19 protein-coding genes are annotated in these 19,290 nt (G+C 65.8%); 11 read left to right on the forward strand and 8 right to left on the reverse strand.

The features are described 5' to 3' along the window. The first annotated feature begins 30 nt into the window (after positions 1-30). From ABZS43_RS17105 to ABZS43_RS17125, 5 genes are all read left to right on the forward strand, one after another. Positions 31-747 carry a TetR/AcrR family transcriptional regulator gene (locus tag ABZS43_RS17105; RefSeq protein ID WP_355036850.1) on the forward strand — a complete coding sequence of 239 codons (717 nt, stop codon included), beginning with the start codon at positions 31-33 and terminating at the stop codon, positions 745-747. A gap of 305 nt (positions 748-1,052) precedes the next feature. Then, on the forward strand, positions 1,053-1,238 hold the full coding sequence (locus ABZS43_RS17110; protein ID WP_355036851.1) for a DUF1707 domain-containing protein: 186 nt from the start codon (positions 1,053-1,055) through the stop codon (positions 1,236-1,238). Next, a complete protein-coding gene (locus ABZS43_RS17115) occupies positions 1,235-1,663 on the forward strand; it encodes a hypothetical protein (protein WP_355036852.1) in 429 nt (142 codons plus the stop codon). The genes ABZS43_RS17110 and ABZS43_RS17115 overlap by 4 nt, the downstream gene beginning before the upstream one ends. Before the next feature lie 61 nt (positions 1,664-1,724). Continuing rightward, a complete protein-coding gene (locus ABZS43_RS17120; protein WP_355036853.1) occupies positions 1,725-2,282 on the forward strand; it encodes a TetR family transcriptional regulator in 558 nt (185 codons plus the stop codon). 26 nt (positions 2,283-2,308) lie between these two features. Continuing rightward, positions 2,309-2,749 (forward strand): PaaI family thioesterase, encoded by a 441-nt coding sequence (locus ABZS43_RS17125; protein WP_355036854.1) that lies wholly within the window; start codon positions 2,309-2,311, stop codon positions 2,747-2,749. A 166-nt stretch (positions 2,750-2,915) separates the two neighbouring features. Here ABZS43_RS17125 and lon read toward each other — a convergent pair whose 3' ends face one another. After that, the gene (gene lon, locus ABZS43_RS17130; RefSeq protein ID WP_355036938.1) at positions 2,916-5,258 is read right to left on the reverse strand and encodes an endopeptidase La; all 2,343 of its coding nucleotides are present in this window, start codon (positions 5,256-5,258) and stop codon (positions 2,916-2,918) included. Positions 5,259-5,532: 274 nt separating this feature from the next. Here lon and ABZS43_RS17135 point away from each other — a divergent pair, with 274 nt between their 5' ends. The 6 genes from ABZS43_RS17135 to ABZS43_RS17160 all read left to right on the forward strand — a co-directional run bounded on the left by ABZS43_RS17135 (position 5,533) and on the right by ABZS43_RS17160 (position 11,354). Beyond that, positions 5,533-6,888, forward strand: coding sequence for a hypothetical protein (locus tag ABZS43_RS17135; protein ID WP_355036855.1), 1,356 nt, complete (start codon positions 5,533-5,535; stop codon positions 6,886-6,888). A 123-nt stretch (positions 6,889-7,011) separates the two neighbouring features. Continuing rightward, a complete protein-coding gene (locus ABZS43_RS17140; RefSeq protein ID WP_355036856.1) occupies positions 7,012-7,803 on the forward strand; it encodes a TIGR03084 family metal-binding protein in 792 nt (263 codons plus the stop codon). 355 nt (positions 7,804-8,158) lie between these two features. Beyond that, positions 8,159-8,842 carry a hypothetical protein gene (locus ABZS43_RS17145; protein WP_355036857.1) on the forward strand — a complete coding sequence of 228 codons (684 nt, stop codon included), beginning with the start codon at positions 8,159-8,161 and terminating at the stop codon, positions 8,840-8,842. A gap of 44 nt (positions 8,843-8,886) precedes the next feature. Then, entirely contained in the window at positions 8,887-10,077 is a 1,191-nt protein-coding gene (gene lhgO, locus ABZS43_RS17150; RefSeq protein ID WP_355036939.1) for an L-2-hydroxyglutarate oxidase, read from the forward strand. Positions 10,078-10,297: 220 nt separating this feature from the next. Next, positions 10,298-10,768, forward strand: a complete 471-nt coding sequence (locus ABZS43_RS17155) for an SRPBCC family protein (protein WP_355036858.1) — start codon at positions 10,298-10,300, stop codon at positions 10,766-10,768. 10 nt (positions 10,769-10,778) lie between these two features. After that, positions 10,779-11,354: a ribonuclease H gene (locus ABZS43_RS17160; protein WP_355036859.1), complete on the forward strand. Its 576-nt coding sequence runs from the start codon at positions 10,779-10,781 to the stop codon at positions 11,352-11,354. An 85-nt stretch (positions 11,355-11,439) separates the two neighbouring features. Here ABZS43_RS17160 and ABZS43_RS17165 read toward each other — a convergent pair whose 3' ends face one another. The 7 genes from ABZS43_RS17165 to ABZS43_RS17195 form a co-directional block, all read right to left on the reverse strand. Continuing rightward, positions 11,440-12,234 carry a hypothetical protein gene (locus ABZS43_RS17165; RefSeq protein WP_355036860.1) on the reverse strand — a complete coding sequence of 265 codons (795 nt, stop codon included), beginning with the start codon at positions 12,232-12,234 and terminating at the stop codon, positions 11,440-11,442. A 130-nt stretch (positions 12,235-12,364) separates the two neighbouring features. After that, positions 12,365-13,543: an MlaD family protein gene (locus ABZS43_RS17170; RefSeq protein ID WP_355036861.1), complete on the reverse strand. Its 1,179-nt coding sequence runs from the start codon at positions 13,541-13,543 to the stop codon at positions 12,365-12,367. Next, a complete protein-coding gene (locus ABZS43_RS17175; protein ID WP_355036862.1) occupies positions 13,540-14,640 on the reverse strand; it encodes an MCE family protein in 1,101 nt (366 codons plus the stop codon). The genes ABZS43_RS17170 and ABZS43_RS17175 overlap by 4 nt, the downstream gene beginning before the upstream one ends. Then, the gene (locus ABZS43_RS17180; RefSeq protein WP_355036863.1) at positions 14,637-15,776 is read right to left on the reverse strand and encodes an MlaD family protein; all 1,140 of its coding nucleotides are present in this window, start codon (positions 15,774-15,776) and stop codon (positions 14,637-14,639) included. The genes ABZS43_RS17175 and ABZS43_RS17180 overlap by 4 nt, the downstream gene beginning before the upstream one ends. Further along, entirely contained in the window at positions 15,773-16,768 is a 996-nt protein-coding gene (locus ABZS43_RS17185) for an MCE family protein (RefSeq protein WP_355036940.1), read from the reverse strand. The genes ABZS43_RS17180 and ABZS43_RS17185 overlap by 4 nt, the downstream gene beginning before the upstream one ends. Then, positions 16,768-17,796 carry an MCE family protein gene (locus ABZS43_RS17190; protein WP_355036864.1) on the reverse strand — a complete coding sequence of 343 codons (1,029 nt, stop codon included), beginning with the start codon at positions 17,794-17,796 and terminating at the stop codon, positions 16,768-16,770. Before ABZS43_RS17190 ends, ABZS43_RS17185 begins: the two co-directional genes overlap by 1 nt. Beyond that, entirely contained in the window at positions 17,793-19,286 is a 1,494-nt protein-coding gene (locus tag ABZS43_RS17195) for an MCE family protein (protein ID WP_355036865.1), read from the reverse strand. The genes ABZS43_RS17190 and ABZS43_RS17195 overlap by 4 nt, the downstream gene beginning before the upstream one ends. Positions 19,287-19,290 lie beyond the last annotated feature (4 nt).

The following is a 19,290-nucleotide window of genomic DNA, read 5'->3' on the forward strand; positions in this document are numbered from 1 at the left end:
TCCATGGTGAGGTCTTGTCAAGATGGAGTTATGACCACCTCCCAGACCCGGGGCGGTCGCACCGCCGAGATGCGGCGCGCCGCCCGCCGCCAACAGCTGATCGACGCGGCCATCGACATCTGGGCCGACGGCGGCTGGGCCGCGGTGAGCCTGCGCAGCGTGTGCGCACGGGCACGGTTGAACGATCGGTACTTCCGCGAGAGCTTCTCGGATCGAGACGCGCTGCTCGCCGCGGTATGGGATCAGGTTCGCGACGAAACGACCGCCACTCTGGTCACGGCGATCGATGGTCTGCGGGATTCGGAGCCGCTCGTGGTATTCCGCCGAGCGGTCGAAGCCGTGGTCACCGGCTTCGCCGCCGATCCGCGCCGCACGCAGGTCCTGTTCGGTGACCACGCGGGCAGCGAAATCCTCGAGCGTCGTCGCCGCGACCTGATACTCGTCGCCACCGATGTGCTCGCGACGGGAATGGCGCCATACCTGCGAAACGGCTTGCCCCGCAACGAGTTCTATCGCACCGTGCTGATGGCTGTCGGCGGTTTCGTCGAGCTGACGACCGCATGGCGTGCGGGTGCCATCGCCATCGACGTCGACGAGATAATCTCCCAAACGATCCACTTCGGCGAAATCCTCGTCGGCCACTATCTCGCAGCCGACCCCCAATCGGGTCAGCGGGAACAGCGAGACGGCGACCGCGCCGCGAACCGTACCCCGGTTCAGTTGCCCGGCAGCACATCCAGCGACTGACAACCGAGACCTCTTCTGCGCCGGTTTCTTTGAATGCCACGCCGACCTGGCGTGGCGGCATCGGCCCCCGAGCCGATCCCCGTGCCGGGGCGAGTCATCCATCCGTATGCGACTTCGGTGGACACCTCGGTGAGCCACGGGATTGTGCTGTACATACCGTCACCACCACCGTAAGGATGGAAGGTGACAGCGCTGTCGTAGCGCCGCGCGATCGGCTCCCGGCAATGCCGACAGGACGAGTAGGCCGACAGGATGAGTAGGCCGACAGGACGAGTAGGCCGACAGGACGAGTAGGAATGATGGCGATGAGCGAATCCACGCAGAACTCCCCCGCCGTGCCCGCGACCGAGATCGCGGATGTCGACCGGGAGATCGCCGCACGCCAACTACAACTGGCCGTCGAAGACGGTGAACTCGATCTGGCCGAAGTCGACAAGCGACTGGCCGCGGTCTCTATACCGCGCGCAGTTCGGCCGAACTCGTCGCGGTGACCGCCGATCTCGCTGTGGTCGCGGCGGCGCGGGAACCGCTCGAATTGCGGGTCGCCAGTGGGACGCGGGTGAAAGACGGCGAATGGATAGTGCCCGCGGAGATCACCGCCGAATGTCGCTCGGGCCGCGTCCGCATCGATTTCACCAGGGCGCTGTGCCCGCATCGCGAGGTGGCGGTGCACGCGACGGTCTCCTCCGGCCGCCTCACCCTCGTCGTGCCGCGTGGGTGGCGGGCCGATCTGGACCGGGTGCGTGTCAGCAGCGGCGCTGTCCGGAACCGGGTGGACGAACCGCGACTGCCCGGCGCTCCCCTGCTGCGGGTGGACGGGACGCTCGGGTCCGGGATGATCGTCGCGGAGTATCCGCGTCCGCCACGGCGCTCGTTCCTGGGCTGGCTACTGCGGAGGCCGCGGCCGCTCGCCTGAGCCGTCCCCGCGATCCCCGGCCGGTCTTGCGCCGTCTGGAAAACCGAACTAAATTCTGTATATGAAGATTCGAGATCGGTTGCTGCTCGCGGCCGAGCGGCAATTCGCCGAGCACGGTGCGCTCGATGCGACATTGGCGCAGATCAGGGACGCGGCGGGGGCGAGCGTCGGCGCGCTCTACCACCACTTTCCGGATAAGGCCGATCTCTACCGTCAGGTGTGGGCGAACGCGCTCACCGACTATCAGCAACATTTCTGGGCGGCGGTCGGCGACAGCGCCGACGCCCGTGCGGGTATCACCGCCGGGGTCGTCGAACATCTGCGCTGGGTGAGCGAAAACCAGTACCGCGCGACGGTGCTGCTCTCGGCCAGACCGCCCGGGGTACGCGAGAGCGATACCAACAGGCAGTTCATGACCGATATCTGGCGCTGGTGGCGCACCCACGCGCGCTACGGCGCGGTGCGCGACCTGCCCTTCGATCTGGTCTACGCCCTGTGGCTCGGTGCGGCGCAGGAGTATTCGCGTCAATGGCTAGCGGGCGACATGTGCGCCGCACCCACCGCGGTGGCAGACGAATTGGCCGACGCCGCCTGGCGCACCCTCGCCACCGATCACTGAATGCATCACCCGGAGAAGGGATTCCCATGACCGTGACGTCCGCGACGCTCGAACTCGAATCAGCGCGGCAGGTACTCGCCGCACAACCCTTCGCCAACCTGGTCGGTACCGAGATCACCGATTTCGGTGACGGTCGCGCGACCCTGGTCGTCCCGATCCGCGCCGAGATCGGCCAGCAATTCGGTTACGTACACGGCGGCGTGCTGTCCTATCTGGCCGATAACGCGCTCACCTTCGCGGCAGGCACCGTACTCGGCGCCAATGTGCTCACCGGCGGTTTCACCATCACCTACCTGCGCCCGGCCCGTGGCGCGCGGCTGCGAGCGGACGCCGTGGTCACCGGGGCGACCCGCCGCCAAGCGGTGGTCAATTGCGAGATCTATGCCGAAAGCGATGATGGCGATCCGATCCTGTGCGCTCTGGCCCAGGGAACCACGCGGACCGTGGAACGCGATCTGGCCGGATGATTTCCGGCATCACGAATTTCGTCTCCGCCGCGTAGCGAAGCGCTTCGGTCGGGCCTCGAAGTCGACAGCACGTGCTGTCTGTCATGTCACATGATCGCGCCGCGCTCGGAATGACCGAAAAGAGCCGGGCACGAGAATCTCTCGTGCCCGGCTCCTCGGGATCGGATTACGCGGAGGCGGCGAACGCCGGACGATCGATGGCCGGTTCGACCACCGGTTCGATGGCGTAGGCCAAGATATCGGCCACGTCGGCGACGGGGCGAACATCCAAGGCGGCCAGCACTTCGGCGGGCACCTCGTCGAGATCCGGTTCGTTGCGAGCCGGGATGAACACGGTTTTCAGCCCCGCGCGCTGAGCGGCGAGCAGTTTCTGCTTCACGCCGCCGATCGGCAGCACCCGGCCGTTCAGCGTGACCTCACCGGTCATGCCGACATCACCGCGCACCTGCCTGCCCAAGGCCAGCGACACCAGGGCGGTGACCATGGTGACACCCGCCGAAGGGCCGTCCTTCGGCACCGCGCCCGCCGGGAAGTGGATGTGGATATTCCGGTCGAGCAGCGACGGTTCGATGCCGATCTCCTCGAGATGCGAGCGCACGTAGGTCAGCGCGATCTGCGCGGATTCCTTCATGACATCGCCCAGCTGACCGGTCAGGGTCAGTGAACGTTCGCCCTCGGCGGCATTGGCCTCGATGTAGAGGACATCGCCGCCGGCGCCGGTGACGGCCAGACCGGTCGCCACACCTGGCACCGCCGTGCGTTCCACCGAATCGGGGGTGAAGCGCGGGCGTCCCAGGTACTCCTTCAGATCCCCGAGACCGATGGTCAGCACATCCGAGGTCAGGACGGCATCGGCGCCGTCGTACCCGAGTTCGGCGTCGTAACCCAGTCCGGTGCCGTCGACATCGGACAGTTTCGTCGCGGCCTTGCGCAACGCCTTCGCGATCAGCCGTTCCATCTGCCGCACTCCGGCTTCCCTGGTGTAGTTCGCGGCGATCTCGCGCAACGCCTCCTCGGTGATCGACACCTCCTCGGCGGTCAGCGCGTTGCGCTCCAACTGGCGCGGCACCAGGAAGTCACGGGCGATGGCCACCTTGTCGGCCTCGGTGTAGCCGTCGACGGTGATCAACTCCATCCGGTCCAGCAGCGGCCCGGGAATGGTGTCCATGACATTGGCGGTCGCGATGAACAGCACATCGGACAGGTCGAGATCCAGATCGAGGTAGTGATCGCGGAACGTGTGGTTCTGCGCCGGATCGAGTACTTCGAGCAGCGCCGCCGCCGGGTCACCGCGGAAATCGGATCCGACCTTGTCGATCTCGTCCAGCAGGACAACGGGATTCATCGAACCCGCTTCCTTGATGGCACGCACGATCCGACCGGGCAGCGCGCCGACGTAGGTGCGACGGTGACCGCGGATCTCCGCCTCGTCGCGCACACCGCCGAGGGCGACGCGAACGAATTCGCGCCCGAGCGCCCGCGCCACGGATTCACCGAGGGAGGTCTTGCCGACACCGGGCGGACCGACGAGCACCAGCACCGCGCCCGAACCGCGCCCGCCGACGACCTCGAGTCCACGCTTGGCCCGCCGGGCACGCACGGCCAGGTATTCGACCATGCGGTCCTTGACCTCGTCCAACCCGTGGTGATCGGCGTCGAGTACCGCACGGGCGGCCGAAATATCGGTGTTATCAGTGGTTTTCACCGCCCACGGCAATTCCAGCACGGTATCGAGCCAGGTGCGGATCCAGCCCGATTCCGGGCTCTGATCGCTGGCGCGCTCCAGCCTGCCCACCTCGCGCAGCGCGGCCTCGCGAATCTCGCCGGGCAGGTCGGCCTGTTCGACGCGGGTCCGGTAGTCGTCCGCGCCGTCCGGCTCGTCCTCGCCCAATTCCTTGCGGATGGCGTTGAGTTGCTGGCGCAGCAGGAATTCGCGCTGACTCTTCTCCAAACCCTCGCGCACGTCGTCACTGATCTTCTCGGTGACCTCGGTCTCGGCGATATGCGCCTTGGTCCACTCGATCAGCGTGGTCAGACGCGTGCTCACGTCGGGGGTTTCCAGCAGTTCGCGCTTCTGATCGGTGGTCAGGTACGGCGCGTAACCGGCGGTGTCGGCGATCGCCGACGGATCGGTCAGCTGAGTGACCGCGTCGATGATCTGCCAGGCCTCGCGGCGCTGCAACACCGCGACAACGAGCTTCTTGTACTCGGCGGCGAGTTCGGTGGTGCGGCCGTCGACGGCGGGCGTATCGACCGGTTCGGCCTCGACCCACAGCGCCGCGCCCGGCCCGGTGACCCCGTGACCGATCTTCGCGCGCCGTTCGGCCTTCAATACGGCCGCGGGCGCGCCACCGCGCATACGTCCGACCTGCTCGATGGTGGCGACCACGCCGTAGGTGGCGTAGCCCTCCGACAGCCGGGGCGCGAGCAACACCGCCGAGGTCTTCGCGGCCTGCGCGGCGTCGATGGCAGCCTGTGCGGATTCGTCCAGTTCGATGGGCACGACCATGCCCGGCAGCACGATCGGATCGGTCAGGAACAGCACCGGCAGATTCTGAGGTGTAGTCACGTGTTCGACCCTTCTCAAGTTGAGCGACGCCTACTCAACCCCACCCCCCGGCGGTTTGTTCCACATTGATCCCCGGGTTCGCTGACAGCGAAGAAGAAGCGTCCGTCAACGGGCAGGCATGTCGTGGGGATACCCGCGTTGACACCCCGACCAGGCCAATGAGACTGTGGGGACTTCGATACTCGAGGACCGGGCGCACCAGGGGGATCCCACGATGACGACACTCGCCTCGGGCGTGTTCATCGATTGGGAAGAATGGACCGGCCAGAGCAAATTCGTCGTCGATCTGATCACGTTCCCGGTCTTCAGCGCGCTCGCGGGATGGCTGACCAACTGGACCGGCGTGCTGATGCTGTTCTGGCCGGTGCAGTTCCGCGGGGTGCGCATCCCCGGTTTGCAGGTCCTCTATCCGTATTTTCCGCGGCGGGTGCAGGTACTTCCGACGTTCTCCGGCGACGGGCGGCGGCTGGGTTTCCAGGGTTTCATTCCGGCGCGCGCGGAGAAGATGGCCAGTATCTGCGTCGACAAGGCGTTGATGCGCATCGGAAGTCCGAGGGATTTCATTCACGAACTCGATCTGGACGGAATCTCCGATCAACTCGCCACGCTCGCTCGCGGTCAGGTGCAACCGATCATCGACGAGATCATGTACCGGGAGAATCCGGATTTCTGGCGTTCGGTGCCCAAACAGGTCAAGCAGGTCATCTATCAGCGGGTGGACCGGCAGTTGCCGCAGCTGACGCGGCGTGCGTTCGACACCCTCGGCGACGCCATCGATCAACTCATCGATATCAAGAGTTTCGTCATCAGGTATCTGCACGAGAATCCGTACATCCTGAAGGATCTCACCACCACCATCGCCGCCCCCGAATTGAAGTTCATGGTGCGGATCGGTCTGCTCGGCGCCCCGTTCGGTCTGATCATGGCGCTGTATCTGCATGTGCACCAGAGCATTCCGATTATCGGCTGGTTACCCGCCTGGGTGATCGTGCTGGCGAGCGCCGCGGCGATCGGCGTGGCGGTCAATGTCATCGCGGTCAAGATGGTCTTCGAACCCGGCGATCCACAGCCGCGGTACAAGTATCTGTGGAAACAGGCGCTGCTGGCTAAACGGCAGTCGCAGGCCGCGGTCGATCTGGCGCATATCCTGGCCTATCAGGTGCTCACCCTGCCCAATCTGTCCCACGAACTACTCGACGGACCCAATGGCGACAAGACCCGCCAGCTGATCGAGCGCGTGGTGTCCGACGAAATCCATCGGCAGTTGGGACCGACGACCTCGATGGTGCGCGCCGCGTTCGGGAAGAGGCAGTTCGACAACCTCAAGGTGGGTGCGGCGGGCGCCGCGGTCGGGCTCGCGCCGCGCATGGTGCAGGACGAGGAGCTCACGCTCGAACAGGCGAAGACGATCGATGAATTCGCCGCCCGCAAACTTCAACTGCTGAGTCCGGGGGAGTTCATGGAGATGTTCTACGCCTCCGTCGAACAGGACGCATGGCTGCTCTACCTGCACGGAGCGGTACTCGGCCTGGTTGTCGGCGCGGCTCACCTGGCGATTTTCGGCTGGTAGGCCACATCGGGCCCGGCGCGCATAAAAACAAGCGGGCGTGCTTGCATTTTTTCTGATCAGGGTGCGATGCTGGGTCGGCAACGACGCGCACTGGTGCGCACCACTACCGGTAGGGAAGAGCACATGGCTGATCTCGAGGCGCTGCTGGACGATTTCGCCGGTGAATGCGCGGACCTGGAACAACTCGTCGCCCCGCTGCCGCCCGGGGAGTGGACTCGCGCCACGCCTGCCTCCGGATGGACCATCGCCCATCAGATCGGCCACCTGGCCTGGACCGACGAAATCGCCACCATCGCCGCGACAGACGCCGACGGCTTCACGAGGATGGTCGTTGAAGCCGGTCCGAAGGTGTTGACCTTCGTCGACGACGCCGCCGAGGAAGCCGCACGCACGCCCGCGCCCGCATTACTGCGGCGGTGGCGCGAGGGCCGCGTCACCCTCGCTGACGCCCTCCTGGCCGTCCCCGCAGGCGTCAAACTGCCCTGGTTCGGTCCGCCGATGAGTCCGGCGTCGATGGTCACCGCCCGCGTCATGGAAACCTGGGCGCACGGCCAGGATGTGGCCGACGCGCTCGGCGCACAGCGCGAGCCCACCGCACGGCTGCGCAATATCGCCCATATCGGCGTCCGCACCAGGAATTTCGCGTACACCGTGCGCGGCACGACGCCGCCCGCCGAGGAGTTCCGGGTGGAACTCACCGCACCGGACGGCGACATCTGGGCGTGGGGACCGGCGGACGCGGCCCAACGGATCAGCGGCCCCGCGCAGGATTTCTGTCTGCTGGTGACCCAACGGCGTCACCGTGACGATCTCGCGCTGGAGGCGATCGGGCCGGACGCCGCGGACTGGCTGACCATCGCGCAGGCTTTCGCCGGACCGGCGGGTACGGGGCGAGCGGCGGGGCAGTTCGTCTAGCTCGGATTTCTCCCCGAAGGAACTCCCGGCCGGGCGGGCGGCGACGGCCGCAACCGCCCGGTCCGAGATTCGGGAGCGGGCGAGCGCCACACTTGGGTGCGCCGTATATGTCGACGGCCGGACGCCATTGTCCGGGTATCTCTAGGTGGCAGTCGAGCATGACGCTCGCCAGCTACCCCCAGTGTTACCCCGACGTCAGCGGACAGAAACATCAGCGCAGCTCGGGCCTGTGATCCTGCTCGCACCGAGACGGCGAGCTCGGGTCGGGCCGTAACCTGGACATGTGTACGGCTTCCGACGACGCGGGCCAGGCATGCATACGCCAGGGGAGTGGGGGCCCGGGAAGGACCACACCGTGACCGCACACAATTCCACCCAGATCGCCCGTCATACCGCGATCGTGCTGGCCGGCGCCGCGAGCCTCAGCCTGACCTTCGCCGCGGGGTCCTACATCGTCCGACAGATCCCGGATACCCAGCGGCCCGGCGTCGTAATCTCCGACTCCGGCGCACCGCCCGCGGCGATTCGGGACGCGCCGCGCACTGATCCTGTTGTCACCGAGTCGGTGCGTATCGGCGACCGAATCGATCGGCCGTCGTTCCTGATCCGGACACGGATCGAGGAACCCGACGCGCCCCCGGCCACGACGATTGTGGCGCCGCGCGCCGACCGGGTCGCGGTCACCCCCGCACCGCCCACCGGAGTCGGCGGTCGTCTGGGTATCGGAACCGCCTACGTGGGCGCGCATTTCGCGCCGGAGCGAAATTCCGTCGCCTTCACCGTCGATACCAACCTGTTCTCGACACTGTCGGATTTCCTGCGCTCCGAGCAGTTCCGCGACGATTTCGGCACCGAGGCCGACCCATCGGGCATCACCGCGGTCCGGACCGAAATCGACACCCGCCGAGGCAAGGTGACCTTCACCCTCTCCGACCCGGCGCTGGGCGAACACGACCTGCGTGTCGACCGCACTCCGATCCCTTCCGCCATATCGGAGACGTCCTCCGACACCGTGACGGCACAGCGGAGTCGCGCATAGCGCGAGCAATCGGTCACCAGTCCAGTGCGCCGATCGGCGCACTACTGTGGGTCCGCGTGTACGACTACTGCGTGATCGGCGGCGGAATCGTCGGTGTGGCCACAGCGAGGACGCTGCTGCGACGCCATCCCGGCGCGAGCCTGGTGCTGGTGGAGAAGGCAGCGTCCCTGGCCGTGCACCAGACCGGGCACAACAGCGGCGTCATCCATTCCGGGATCTACTACGAGCCGGGCAGCCTGAAGGCGCGACTGTGCGTGCGCGGCGCGCAGTGGACCAAGGATTACGCCGCCGCGCAGGGAATTCCGTTCGACGTGTGCGGAAAGCTGCTCGTCGCGACCGATGCCGACGAGCACCGCAGAATGCTCGATCTGTACCAGCGCTCGGTGACCAACGGGGTCGAGGTGGAGTTACTCGACGAGTCCGCGCTGAAGCGGCGGGAACCTCGGGTGTCCGGCGTGGGCGCGCTGTTCGTCCCCGGTACCGGAATCATCGATTACACGCGGGTGACCATCGCGCTCGCCGCGGAGGTCGCGGCGCGGGGCGGTGAGATCGTGCTCGGCGCGGAGATCAACTCGCTGACCGAATCGCAGGATTCGGTGACCGCGTCAGGGCCCGAGGGGAGTTGGCGCGCACGCACGCTCGTGGTCTGCGCGGGCGTGCAGGCCGACCGGATGGCCGCGCTGGCGGGGCTGCGCACGGATTTCCGGATCGTGCCGTTCCGCGGCGAGTACTACCGATTGCCGCCGGAGCGGGCGGGCCTGGTGCGCACGCTGATCTACCCGGTACCCGATCCGAGCCTGCCGTTCCTCGGGGTGCATCTGAGCCCGACCATCGACGGTGAGCTGACCGTCGGACCCAACGCGGTGCTCGGACTGTCGCGAGAGGGCTACCGCAAGGGCAGCGTGGATCTGCGCGACGCCAGGGACGTCCTGGGTTTTCCCGGACTGCGCAAGCTCGCCCGCGCCCATTTCCGCACGGGGGCCCGCGAACTGCGCAACTCCCTTTTCAAACGCGGATATCTCGCCGAATGCCGCAGGTACTGCCCGGAATTGACGATGGCCGACCTGCAGCCGCGCGAGGCGGGAATCCGCGCGCAGGCGGTGCTGCGTGACGGCACCCTCGTGCACGATTTCCTGATCGAACGCACCCCGCGGTCGATACATGTGCTGAACGCGCCGTCACCCGCCGCGACATCGGCGATACCGATCGCGGAGTATCTGGTCGATCGAATCTGACGTCGGATCGGCCTGCCGACCCGGCGGTACGGCGATTCTTCTACCAAGCAACCGGCCGGTCGCGAGCGGAAATCCGCCCCACCGAATCGTGCCCAACCCCTGCAATAAAGAGGAGAGCTGTAGTACTTTTGTCGGCAGCGTGGATCCCGGCGACGAGTTCTCACCGGAGCGCTCGCACAGCCGCGAGGGACGAACGTCGCTAGTCAGGCAGGGAGGGTCGATGGGCCACATCAAGTATGCGAGTGACGTCGGGGCACCCGTCGAAGTGGCGTTCAGCTACACCGACAATCACCTCTTCGTCCCGGACTGGATGTTCGGCGTCGCCGAATTCGAACCGGCCAGCGATATCGACCAGGGCCTCGGCGCGGTCTACGACACCACGGCAAGGGTCGCGCTCTGGCATCCCAAGACGGCGTGCGAGATCACCGAATACCGCCGCAACGTCGTCATCGGCTACACCCTGCGCGGACGTCTGTCGGGCACCCTGACCCTACGGTTCGACCCGCTCGGCTACGGACGGTCGGTGCTGACCTCCGAAGCGGAGTACGCTGCACCGCGTGGAGTCCTCGGTCGCCTGTGCACCGGGCTGGTGGATTCCGCCGTCAGGAAGGCGCTACGACGCACGGAGTCGCAATTGCGTAGGGAAATCGAGGAATTCCACGGTACCGATCTTGTCGGTCGGATTGCGTAAGGTGCCATCCATGATCATCGTGAGCACCGACGGATCCTGCCTGCGAAACCCGGGCGGCGCCATCGGCTGGGCTTGGGTCAATCATCAGGGGTCTTCGCACAGCGGCGGAGGCGCCTCGGGAACCAACCAGATCGCGGAACTACGCGCGGTCTACGAGGCGATCATCGCCCATCCCGGTCCGGAACCCCTTTTCATCGAAAGTGATTCGCTCTACGCGATCAAATGCGCGTCGGAATGGATCTCGGGGTGGCGCACGAACGGCTGGCGCACCTCCACCGGGGCGCCGGTCAAGAATGTCGAGATCATCAAGCAGATCGATCGGGCCATCGCGGGCCGGCCCGGCCCGGTCCGCTTCCGCTGGGTGCGCGGTCACGTTGGCAACTACTTCAACGAGAAGGCCGACGCGCTCGCCGGCGAAGCGGCGCGTGAAGCGGCGGCCTCGGCGGCAGTGGGGGAGGCGAGCACCATCGAGTTGCCCGCCGTGACCATGCAGGAGACCGCCGCACCACTGGAAAAGACCACCGGGCCGCGGGCCTCGGGGAAGACGGGCGCGCCTTCGGCTCCACAGAGTCTGACTCTGTTCTGAGGAGGCGGCGCGTCCGCGAGGCGAGACCGCCCGAAAACCTCCGGCGGTGGTGATTGGACTCCACCGCCGGAGGCGTTTCGGAAGATCAGTTTCCCGGCGCCGGGGCCGGAGCGGGTGTGGCCCCCGGCGTGGCGGAAGCGCCGCCGGGCAGTCCGGTACCGCTGCCCCTGAGCATCGGTGAGTCGAGTTTGCTCACCTTCCAGTCGCCGCCCTCGTTCTTCAGATCCGCGATCACCACGACGTACTGCCGATCCGGTGTGGTCTGGCTGAAGTTGGTGCGGAACTGGGTCAGCGTCACGAGGACCTTGGCCGATTCGGAATCACCGGACTGGTGGCCGCACTGCACGTCATCGACCCAGGATTTCACCTGCGCCTGCACCATGGCTTCGCTGAGCGCCTTGCTCGCGTCGTCGAACTCCTTCAGGAAGTCGCCGGTCGCGCCTTCCTTGACGGTTTTGAAGTAGCCGTCCAGATCCTTGGAGTAGTCGTAGGTGGAGACATTGCGTCCGAAAGCGCACGCCGCGTGGGTGGAGTCCTCGACCGCGGCGAGTTCGTCGCCGCGGTTCTGGGCCTGCAAGTAGAACACCACGACGGCGGTGATCGCCGCGACCAGCAGGATGCCCGCCACGAACGCGGCGATGATCGGCGTCGGACTCGATCCCGAGGTCGCCGCGGCCTTCGCCGGTGGACTCGTCCGAGGCGCTTGCTTCTCTTCCGGTGCCTTCGCCGTCGCCTTCGCCAGATCCGGCTTCGCCGTCGCCTCTTCGGTCTCGGCCTTGCCCTCGGTCACCGCGTCCGCGGTGCCTGCGGCGTCCTCGGCCTTGTCGGTGTTGTCAGTGTTGTCGGCGGTGTCGGCGGTGTCGGCGTCGTCGGTGGACATCGATACAATCCTGCACTTTCCCGGCGCGCGCACGCGCCGATTCGGCCGATCGGCCCGAACGGGCTGATCGTAGGCGGTCTACCGGCGAGTATGCCCCGGCCGATGGCCCAGCCACCGGACGGGGTGATGCTCACCGCGCCGGCGGAATGGTCCGTTCGTTCGGATCCACACCTGGCGGCCTCTGCGCGCCGTTGTTCGGCACGTTCGGGCGCGGCGCGTTGGCCGCACCTCGGATCTGCTGATCCGCTGGCGGGTTCACACAGTAGTTCCACTTCGGCAGGGTGTCGTCCTGCACGACCTCGTTGCGCATCTGCTTGGTGTCGTAGTTGCAGGTCGGGCGCGGCCAGATATCCAGGATGGTGTGGAACTCGCCGTCGTGGGCGGGGACACCGAGCGCACCGAGTCCCGCTTCGAGGGAGGGGAACAGCGCGCGCAGCGCGGGGGTACGCAGTTGCGCGGCCTTGGTGATAGCGGCGAAATTGGTGACGAGACTGGTCATCGGATCACTCGTCTTGTCCAGTACCGCACCGAGACTGGCGAACTGGCCGGGCGACTGCTCGAGTAGCGCCTGCAGTTCGGCGTTGGCATTGTTGAACTGCTCGAACAGCACGCCCGAATTCCTGGTCAGGATGGCGAGATCGGGCTGCGCGTTCGAAGTGGTGTTGGCGATGGTGCGCAGATTGGTGATCAGATTTGTGGTCTGCGGCAACAGCGAATCGAGACCGGCCGCGGCCAGACTGATGCCGTTGATGATGCCGCGCAACTGATCCGGGCCGCCGCTGAGCGCGATATCCAATTCGGACAGGATGGTGCCGAACTTATCCGGATCGACCTGGGCGATCAGGGCGCTCGCGTTGTCGAGCACCGACCAGATCGGAGTCGGCGTCTTGATCTTCGCCGGGTCGAAGGCGATCACCGTTCCGTCACGCAGGAACGGACCGCCCTCGGTGACCGGACGGAAATCGATGTACTGCTCGCCCGCGCCGGACAACGCCTGCACCGAGATCACGGTATCGACGGGAATCCGGTAGTCGGAATCGATTTCGGCCGCCGCCGCGATGGCCTGACCGCGATCGGTCAGCTTGATCGAGGTGACCTTGCCGACGCGGTAACCGCGCAACGTCACATCGTTGCCTGGTTGCAGGCCGCCGGAGCGATCCAGACTCACCGTGACGGTGTAGGACCCCTTCAGCGGATTGACCCGCATCACGTTCACCAGCAGGTAGGTGGCGCCGATCAGCAGTACAAGCACCAATCCCGCGTTGGACAGGAATATCTTGCTGCGCAGTATCTTCCCGGCCCGGCTCATCGGTGTCCTCCCTGGACCCGGCCCTGCACGATCTGCAGAACCTGGATGAAGCTGCCGACGAAATCGTCGAGATCCTTCAGATCCGGGAATTTGCTGTTCGCCGGATCGGTGAGCAGACCGACATCGAGCTGGGTCAGCGTCGCGTAGACGGACAGGCTCTTACCCTTGAAGCTCGCGTCGACCTTCGGCTTGATGTCGTGCAGTTGGTCGAGCGCGTACCCGAATCTGTCACCGGTGGCGGCGAGCGCGTCCATCAGGTTGCCCAGATTGTCCAGCAGGCTGGCCAGCTGATCGGACGAGGTATCGGCGTAATCGCCCAGTGCCGCACTCGTAGTCGAGATCTTCGTGAGCAGATCGGCGAGGGCGCGGTTGTTCTCGGCCACCGCGCCGATCATCTGTGGCAGCGTGTCGGCGACCTGGCCGAGTTCGTCGCGCCGTGCCTCGATGGTCGTCGTCAGGGCGCTGAAACCACTGAGCACACCATCGATCTTGGCGCTGTTCTCGTTCAGACTGCCGACCACGCCGGTCATCTCGGTGATCAGATGCGCGAGCTGCGGACCGCGACCGCCGACGATGGAATCCAATTCCGTCCCGAGCCTGCTGAGGCTGGCGATGCCGCCGCCGTTGAACAGCATGGAGACCGAGATCAACAACTCTTCGACCGTGGCGCCCGCCGACGTCTCGTCCAGCGTGAGGGTGTCGCCGTTCTTCAGCAGAGGAACACCCGGCTGGGTTTTCGGTTTGGAGATCGCGACGAAGACATCGCCGAGCGGAGTCGCTTGGCGCAGTTCCGCGGTAGTCCCCTCGGGCAGCTCGATATCGGTGCGGATATTCATATCCACGACCGCCTGGAAATTCTTGGTCTTGATATCGGTGACAACCCCGACGTCGGAACCGCCGATCTTGACCTTGGCCTGATCCGGCAGATTCAGCGCGTTCTCGAAAACCGCGTGCAAGGTGTAGGTATCGCCGGACTGCCCCGGCTTGGGCAACGGTAATTCCTCCACGGTCAACCCGCACCCGGAGGTGACGCCGACCGCGGCGACGGCGGCGACCGCGACGATCGCCCTGCGCGCCTTCATCATTCGATTGGTCATTTCGTCAGTCCAAGCAGTGCGGCGGTGAGACCGTAATCCGGTCCGAAATCCTGCATATTTCCGGTGCGACAACCATCGGCCCGCATCTGGATCCGTTCGCAGAACAGGCTGACGATCTCGCCGCTGAGCGCGGTGCCGATGAGACCGTGCAGGCGGACGAACCCGGCCTCCTTGTTCATCGACCGGTCGATGCTCTGCAACAGCATCGGCGCCACGTCGACGATTTCGGTCAGGCCGGAGGCGTTCTCGCGCAACTGGTTGGTCACATTGGTCAGACCCGTGAGCGTGCCCGACAGCTGATCCTGGTACTGGTCGAACACCGAGCTGGTGTTGGCGAGGAAATCGTTCATCTGCTGCAGGGTGGCCTGCAAGCCCGGCGCCTGTTCGGCGAGCAGACCGGTCATCTGCGTCACCTGATTGCTGAAATCGCGCACGGACTGGTCGTTCTCGGCGAGCATCGTGGTGAGTTCGTTCAACTTCACGATGATGTTGGAGATCGCGTCCTTGTTGTCGACACCGACCTTCAACGCACCCGAGAGCGCGTTGAGGGTGTCGCGCATCTTCTCGCCCTGGCCGTTGACCATCGGGTAGAGCACCCGGCCCGACAGTGGGCCGACACCTTCCTGGCCCGGCTGCGGTTTGAGCGCCGCGGCGAACTGGTCGATGGTCTTGATCATCGTGTCCAGTTCGACCGGGGTCCTGGTCCGCTTCAACGGCAGATGTTCACCGTCGGACAGCGTCGCACCCTCGGTGTACACCGGCGTCAGCTCGATATGGCGGTCGGTGACGATCGACGGCGAGACGATCGCGGCGATCGCGTCCTTCGGGATCTTCACATCGCTGTCGATCGACATGTGCACCTCGATGAAGGTGCCCTTGGGCACGATCTTGTCGACCTTGCCCACGTCGAGTCCGAGCACCGTGATCGGATTGCCCTCGTACATGCCCGCGATATTCTCGAAATCCGCGGTGATGCGCATCGTGTTGCCGAGCGCGTCGTTCACCGAGCCGGGAAGTATCGAGCAGCTGCCGATGGCGAGCACCGTCGCGCCGAGCACAACGGACCGGCGCAGCGCCTTGGCGTTCCTGGCCGCAGCATTCCGGACGGCAGCATTCCATCGCTTCCGCATTGTCATCCTTGGCACCCCTCGACTACCTGGACGAAGCACAACCAGTTGTCCGGGAACAGCCACGGCAACGCGACCTCGCCGTAATTGCCGTTGCCGAAGACGTTCGCCAGATAGCGCACCGACGGCGGCACGATCGACAACAACCGGTCCAGATTCTCCTTGTTCTTCTGCAGGCCCTCGGCCATGACATTGAGCTGCGCGATCGTCGGGCCGAGTTTGGCGTCGTTCTCGGCGCCGATCTGCTGCAGCTGATGGGTCAGCGTCGCGACATTGTCGAGCAGCTGGCGCAGCAGATTCTGCCGTTCCATGACCCGGGTGGCGATGGCCTCGCCCTGGGTGATGATGAGCAGCACGCTGTTGCGGTTGTCGGCGAGCAGCTGGGTGACCTTGTCCAGATCCTTGAGCAGGCTGTCGACCTCGGTCTTGCGGGCATCCATCACCTTGGCCAGCGCGCCGACGCTGTCGAGCGCCTGGGCGACGAGCTGGGGGGAATCGCCGAACTGCTGATTGACCAGGTTCAGCGATTCGGCCAGCTTCGCGGTGTCGAGTTCCTCGAACTTCGGGGTGCCGATCTGCACCACGTCGGCGAGGTTGTACGGAACGGTGGTGTTGGACAACGGAATCCGCTTGTCGCGCAGACCGGAACCGTCACCCGGCTCCAGATCGACGTAGCGGGCGCCGAGCAGCGTCGCCATCTTGATCGACGCGCGGGCGTCCGGTCCGAGTTTCAGGCTCTTGTCGACATTCAGTGTCAGCAGGACGTGGCCGTGTTCGAGTTCGGCGCCGCCCACCGTCCCCACCGGGACGCCCGCTACGTCGACCTTGTCGCCGACCCGGATGCCCGCCGCCTGCACGAATTCGACCTTCACCGACTGATCGCCGACGCCGAGCATCTTGAACACGCTGGATATCGCCAGCATGACCACGATGAGAATCGCACCGACCACACCGAGCCAGAAGTTGCGGTTGGCCTGGAACCGTGACTTGAGTTTCGTCATCATGGGCGGCACACCGCCGAGTGCGAGGTGCCACCGATCTGGTTGAACAGGCCACGGGGGAACAGCACCCCCCAGAGCGAGACGTCGAGGCTGCAGATATACGCGTTGGCGTAGGTGCCCTCGGAGGCGAAGCTACCGGCGTTGCCCAGGATGGCGGGCAGGTCGACGGCCGCCTGATCGAGCTGCGCGCCGGTGGCGATCAGCAGCGTCAGCGCCGCGCTCGTCGAATTCTGCGCCGTCTGGAGCTTCGGCTGGATCTTGCCGACCATATCGACGAGTGAACCCGTCGCGTTCGCGATCTGGACCGTGGACTGCTGCAGAGACTGGCCCTGCTCGTACAGCCCGCCGATCAGCGACCGGGTTTGGGTCACCAGCGTCTCCAACTCGTCACCTCGTTTGGCCAACCCCGCCATGACTCCGGAGAGGTTGGTGATCACATCGGTCAGAATGGCGTCGCGGCGCTGGAAATCCGTGGCCAGCGTCGCGGCCTGGGTTATGAAGGCGCTCAGCGATACTCCGTCACCCTGCAGTGCCTGGATGAATGTCTCCGACAGGCGATTGACCTGATCGGGCTGGAGCACCTGGAACAGCGGCTGGAAGCCGTTGAGCAGGGCCGAGACATCGAACGACGGTTCGGTGCGCTCCAGCGGAATCGCGGCTTTGTTCTTCATCGGCGCCGGATTCGCCGCCTTGCCGGGGGCAAGCGCGATGTAGCGCTGTCCGATCAGGTTCTGGTAGCGCACCAGCGCCTTGGTGTCGTCGTAGATGGTCTGATCGCTCTGCACGATGAACGTCACCTTGGCGTCGTTCTTGCCGTCCAGTTCGATCTTCTCGATCTTGCCGACCCGGACACCCGCCATCCTGACGTCGTCGCCCTCGCGGAGGCCGAGTACGTCGGTGAAGGTCGCCGAGTAGGTCTTGGTATCACCGGCCACGGTGCGCGCCAGGGTGTTCCACACGACCACGGTCACCAGTACGGAGACCAGCGCGAAGATGCTGAAGCCGATCAGCGGTTTGCGAATGCTCATCGGCCGCCTCCACTTTCGGTCACTTGCAGGGTTCCGTTCTTCATGATCGGGCTCAGCAGCAGGTATTCGGTGGTCGTCGGTTTGCGGCCGAGCAGCTGCGTGATCGCGGCATCGCCACGGTAGGAGATCGGAGCCGCCGCGGGCTTGGTCTCCGGCCGGGCGGGTTCGGCCGTCGCGGGCGCGGGTTGTTGTCCGGTCGGCTGCTGTCCACCGAAGATCGGCGGCAGTTCGGGGAACAGACCTTCCAGCGGGGTGCCCGCGAACGGTTTCGATGTGCCGGTCGCCTCGGTCGGCAACGGCACCGCGGCCGTGGTCAGGCCGGGCAGCACGGGCAGGCCAGGCATCGGCACCAGCGGCGGCAACCCGGCAGCCGAGTCGAGGGCGCGCGGGCGCAGCGATTCCGGCAGCGGCGGGAGTTCGACCACGGCGGGCGCGGTGAAGCAGCTCGGTCCTGCCATCTCGCCGTAGCGCGGGCAATCGGCGACGGTATTCGGCTGGTACGGGGTGAGGGTGATGCCGAGATTCCACACCATCTGCTTCTGCGGCCCCCAGTGGAAGACCGTATTCAGCTTCGTCGCCGCTTCGCCCAGGTTGACGATCGCCTGGGTGATCGCGGCCGGGTCGGCGGCCAGCGCGCCGAAGGTGTCGCTGGTGCCCGCGGTTACCTGCTTGCCCACGTCCGGATTACGGGCGAACAGGTCGTTGACCGTGTCGACCGTGCCGCCCGCGCCGGTGATCAACTCGACGAGCTGTGCGCGGCGATCGGCGATGGTCCGCGCGGTCTGCACCGAACTGCCGAGCACGTCGACCAGTTCCGGCGCCGATTGGTTCAGCGCGCGGAACGACGACGAGAAGTCCCCGAGCATGACCCCGAGATCGGGGATGGATTCGTCGACGGCGAGCAGCCAGCGGTCGAGGCGCTCGATGGTCGAGCCCGGCATCCTGCCACTGCCGTCCAGCGCCTGCGACAGCGTGCCGAGGACGCGGCCGAACTGCAGCGGGTCGATCTTGTCGAGCACATTGCGCACGGCGGTCAGGGTGTCCTGCAGCGCGATCGTGCCCTGGCTGCGATCCTCCTCGATGACCGAACCGTCGTGCAGGTACTGGTCGGCGGGCCCGTTGAAGACCAATTCCACCGAGGTGACGGCGAACAGGTTGCTCGGCACCACCCGCGCGGTGACATTGGCCGGGATGCCTTCGGCGAATTCGGGCTTCAGTTCGATCTGCACCTTCTGCAACTCGCCCTTGGCCGCGACCTCGACCTCGTCGACCGCGCCGACCAACACACCGCGGAATTTGACATCGGCCTGCGAGGGCAGTCCGTCGCCGGTGGTGGTGAGGTTGGCGACCACATTGACCTTCGGGACGAAGTAGCCCTGGTAGCGGGCGTACAGGAATCCGAAGACCACGGTGAGGACGAGAAGCCCGGACGCGCCCGCGATCAACAACTGCCGCATGGTGGGCCCACGCCCACTGGGATCAAGAATCATCTCG

Source organism: Nocardia sp. NPDC005366, assembly GCF_040606855.1.
Taxonomy (GTDB): Bacteria; Actinomycetota; Actinomycetes; order Mycobacteriales; family Mycobacteriaceae; genus Nocardia.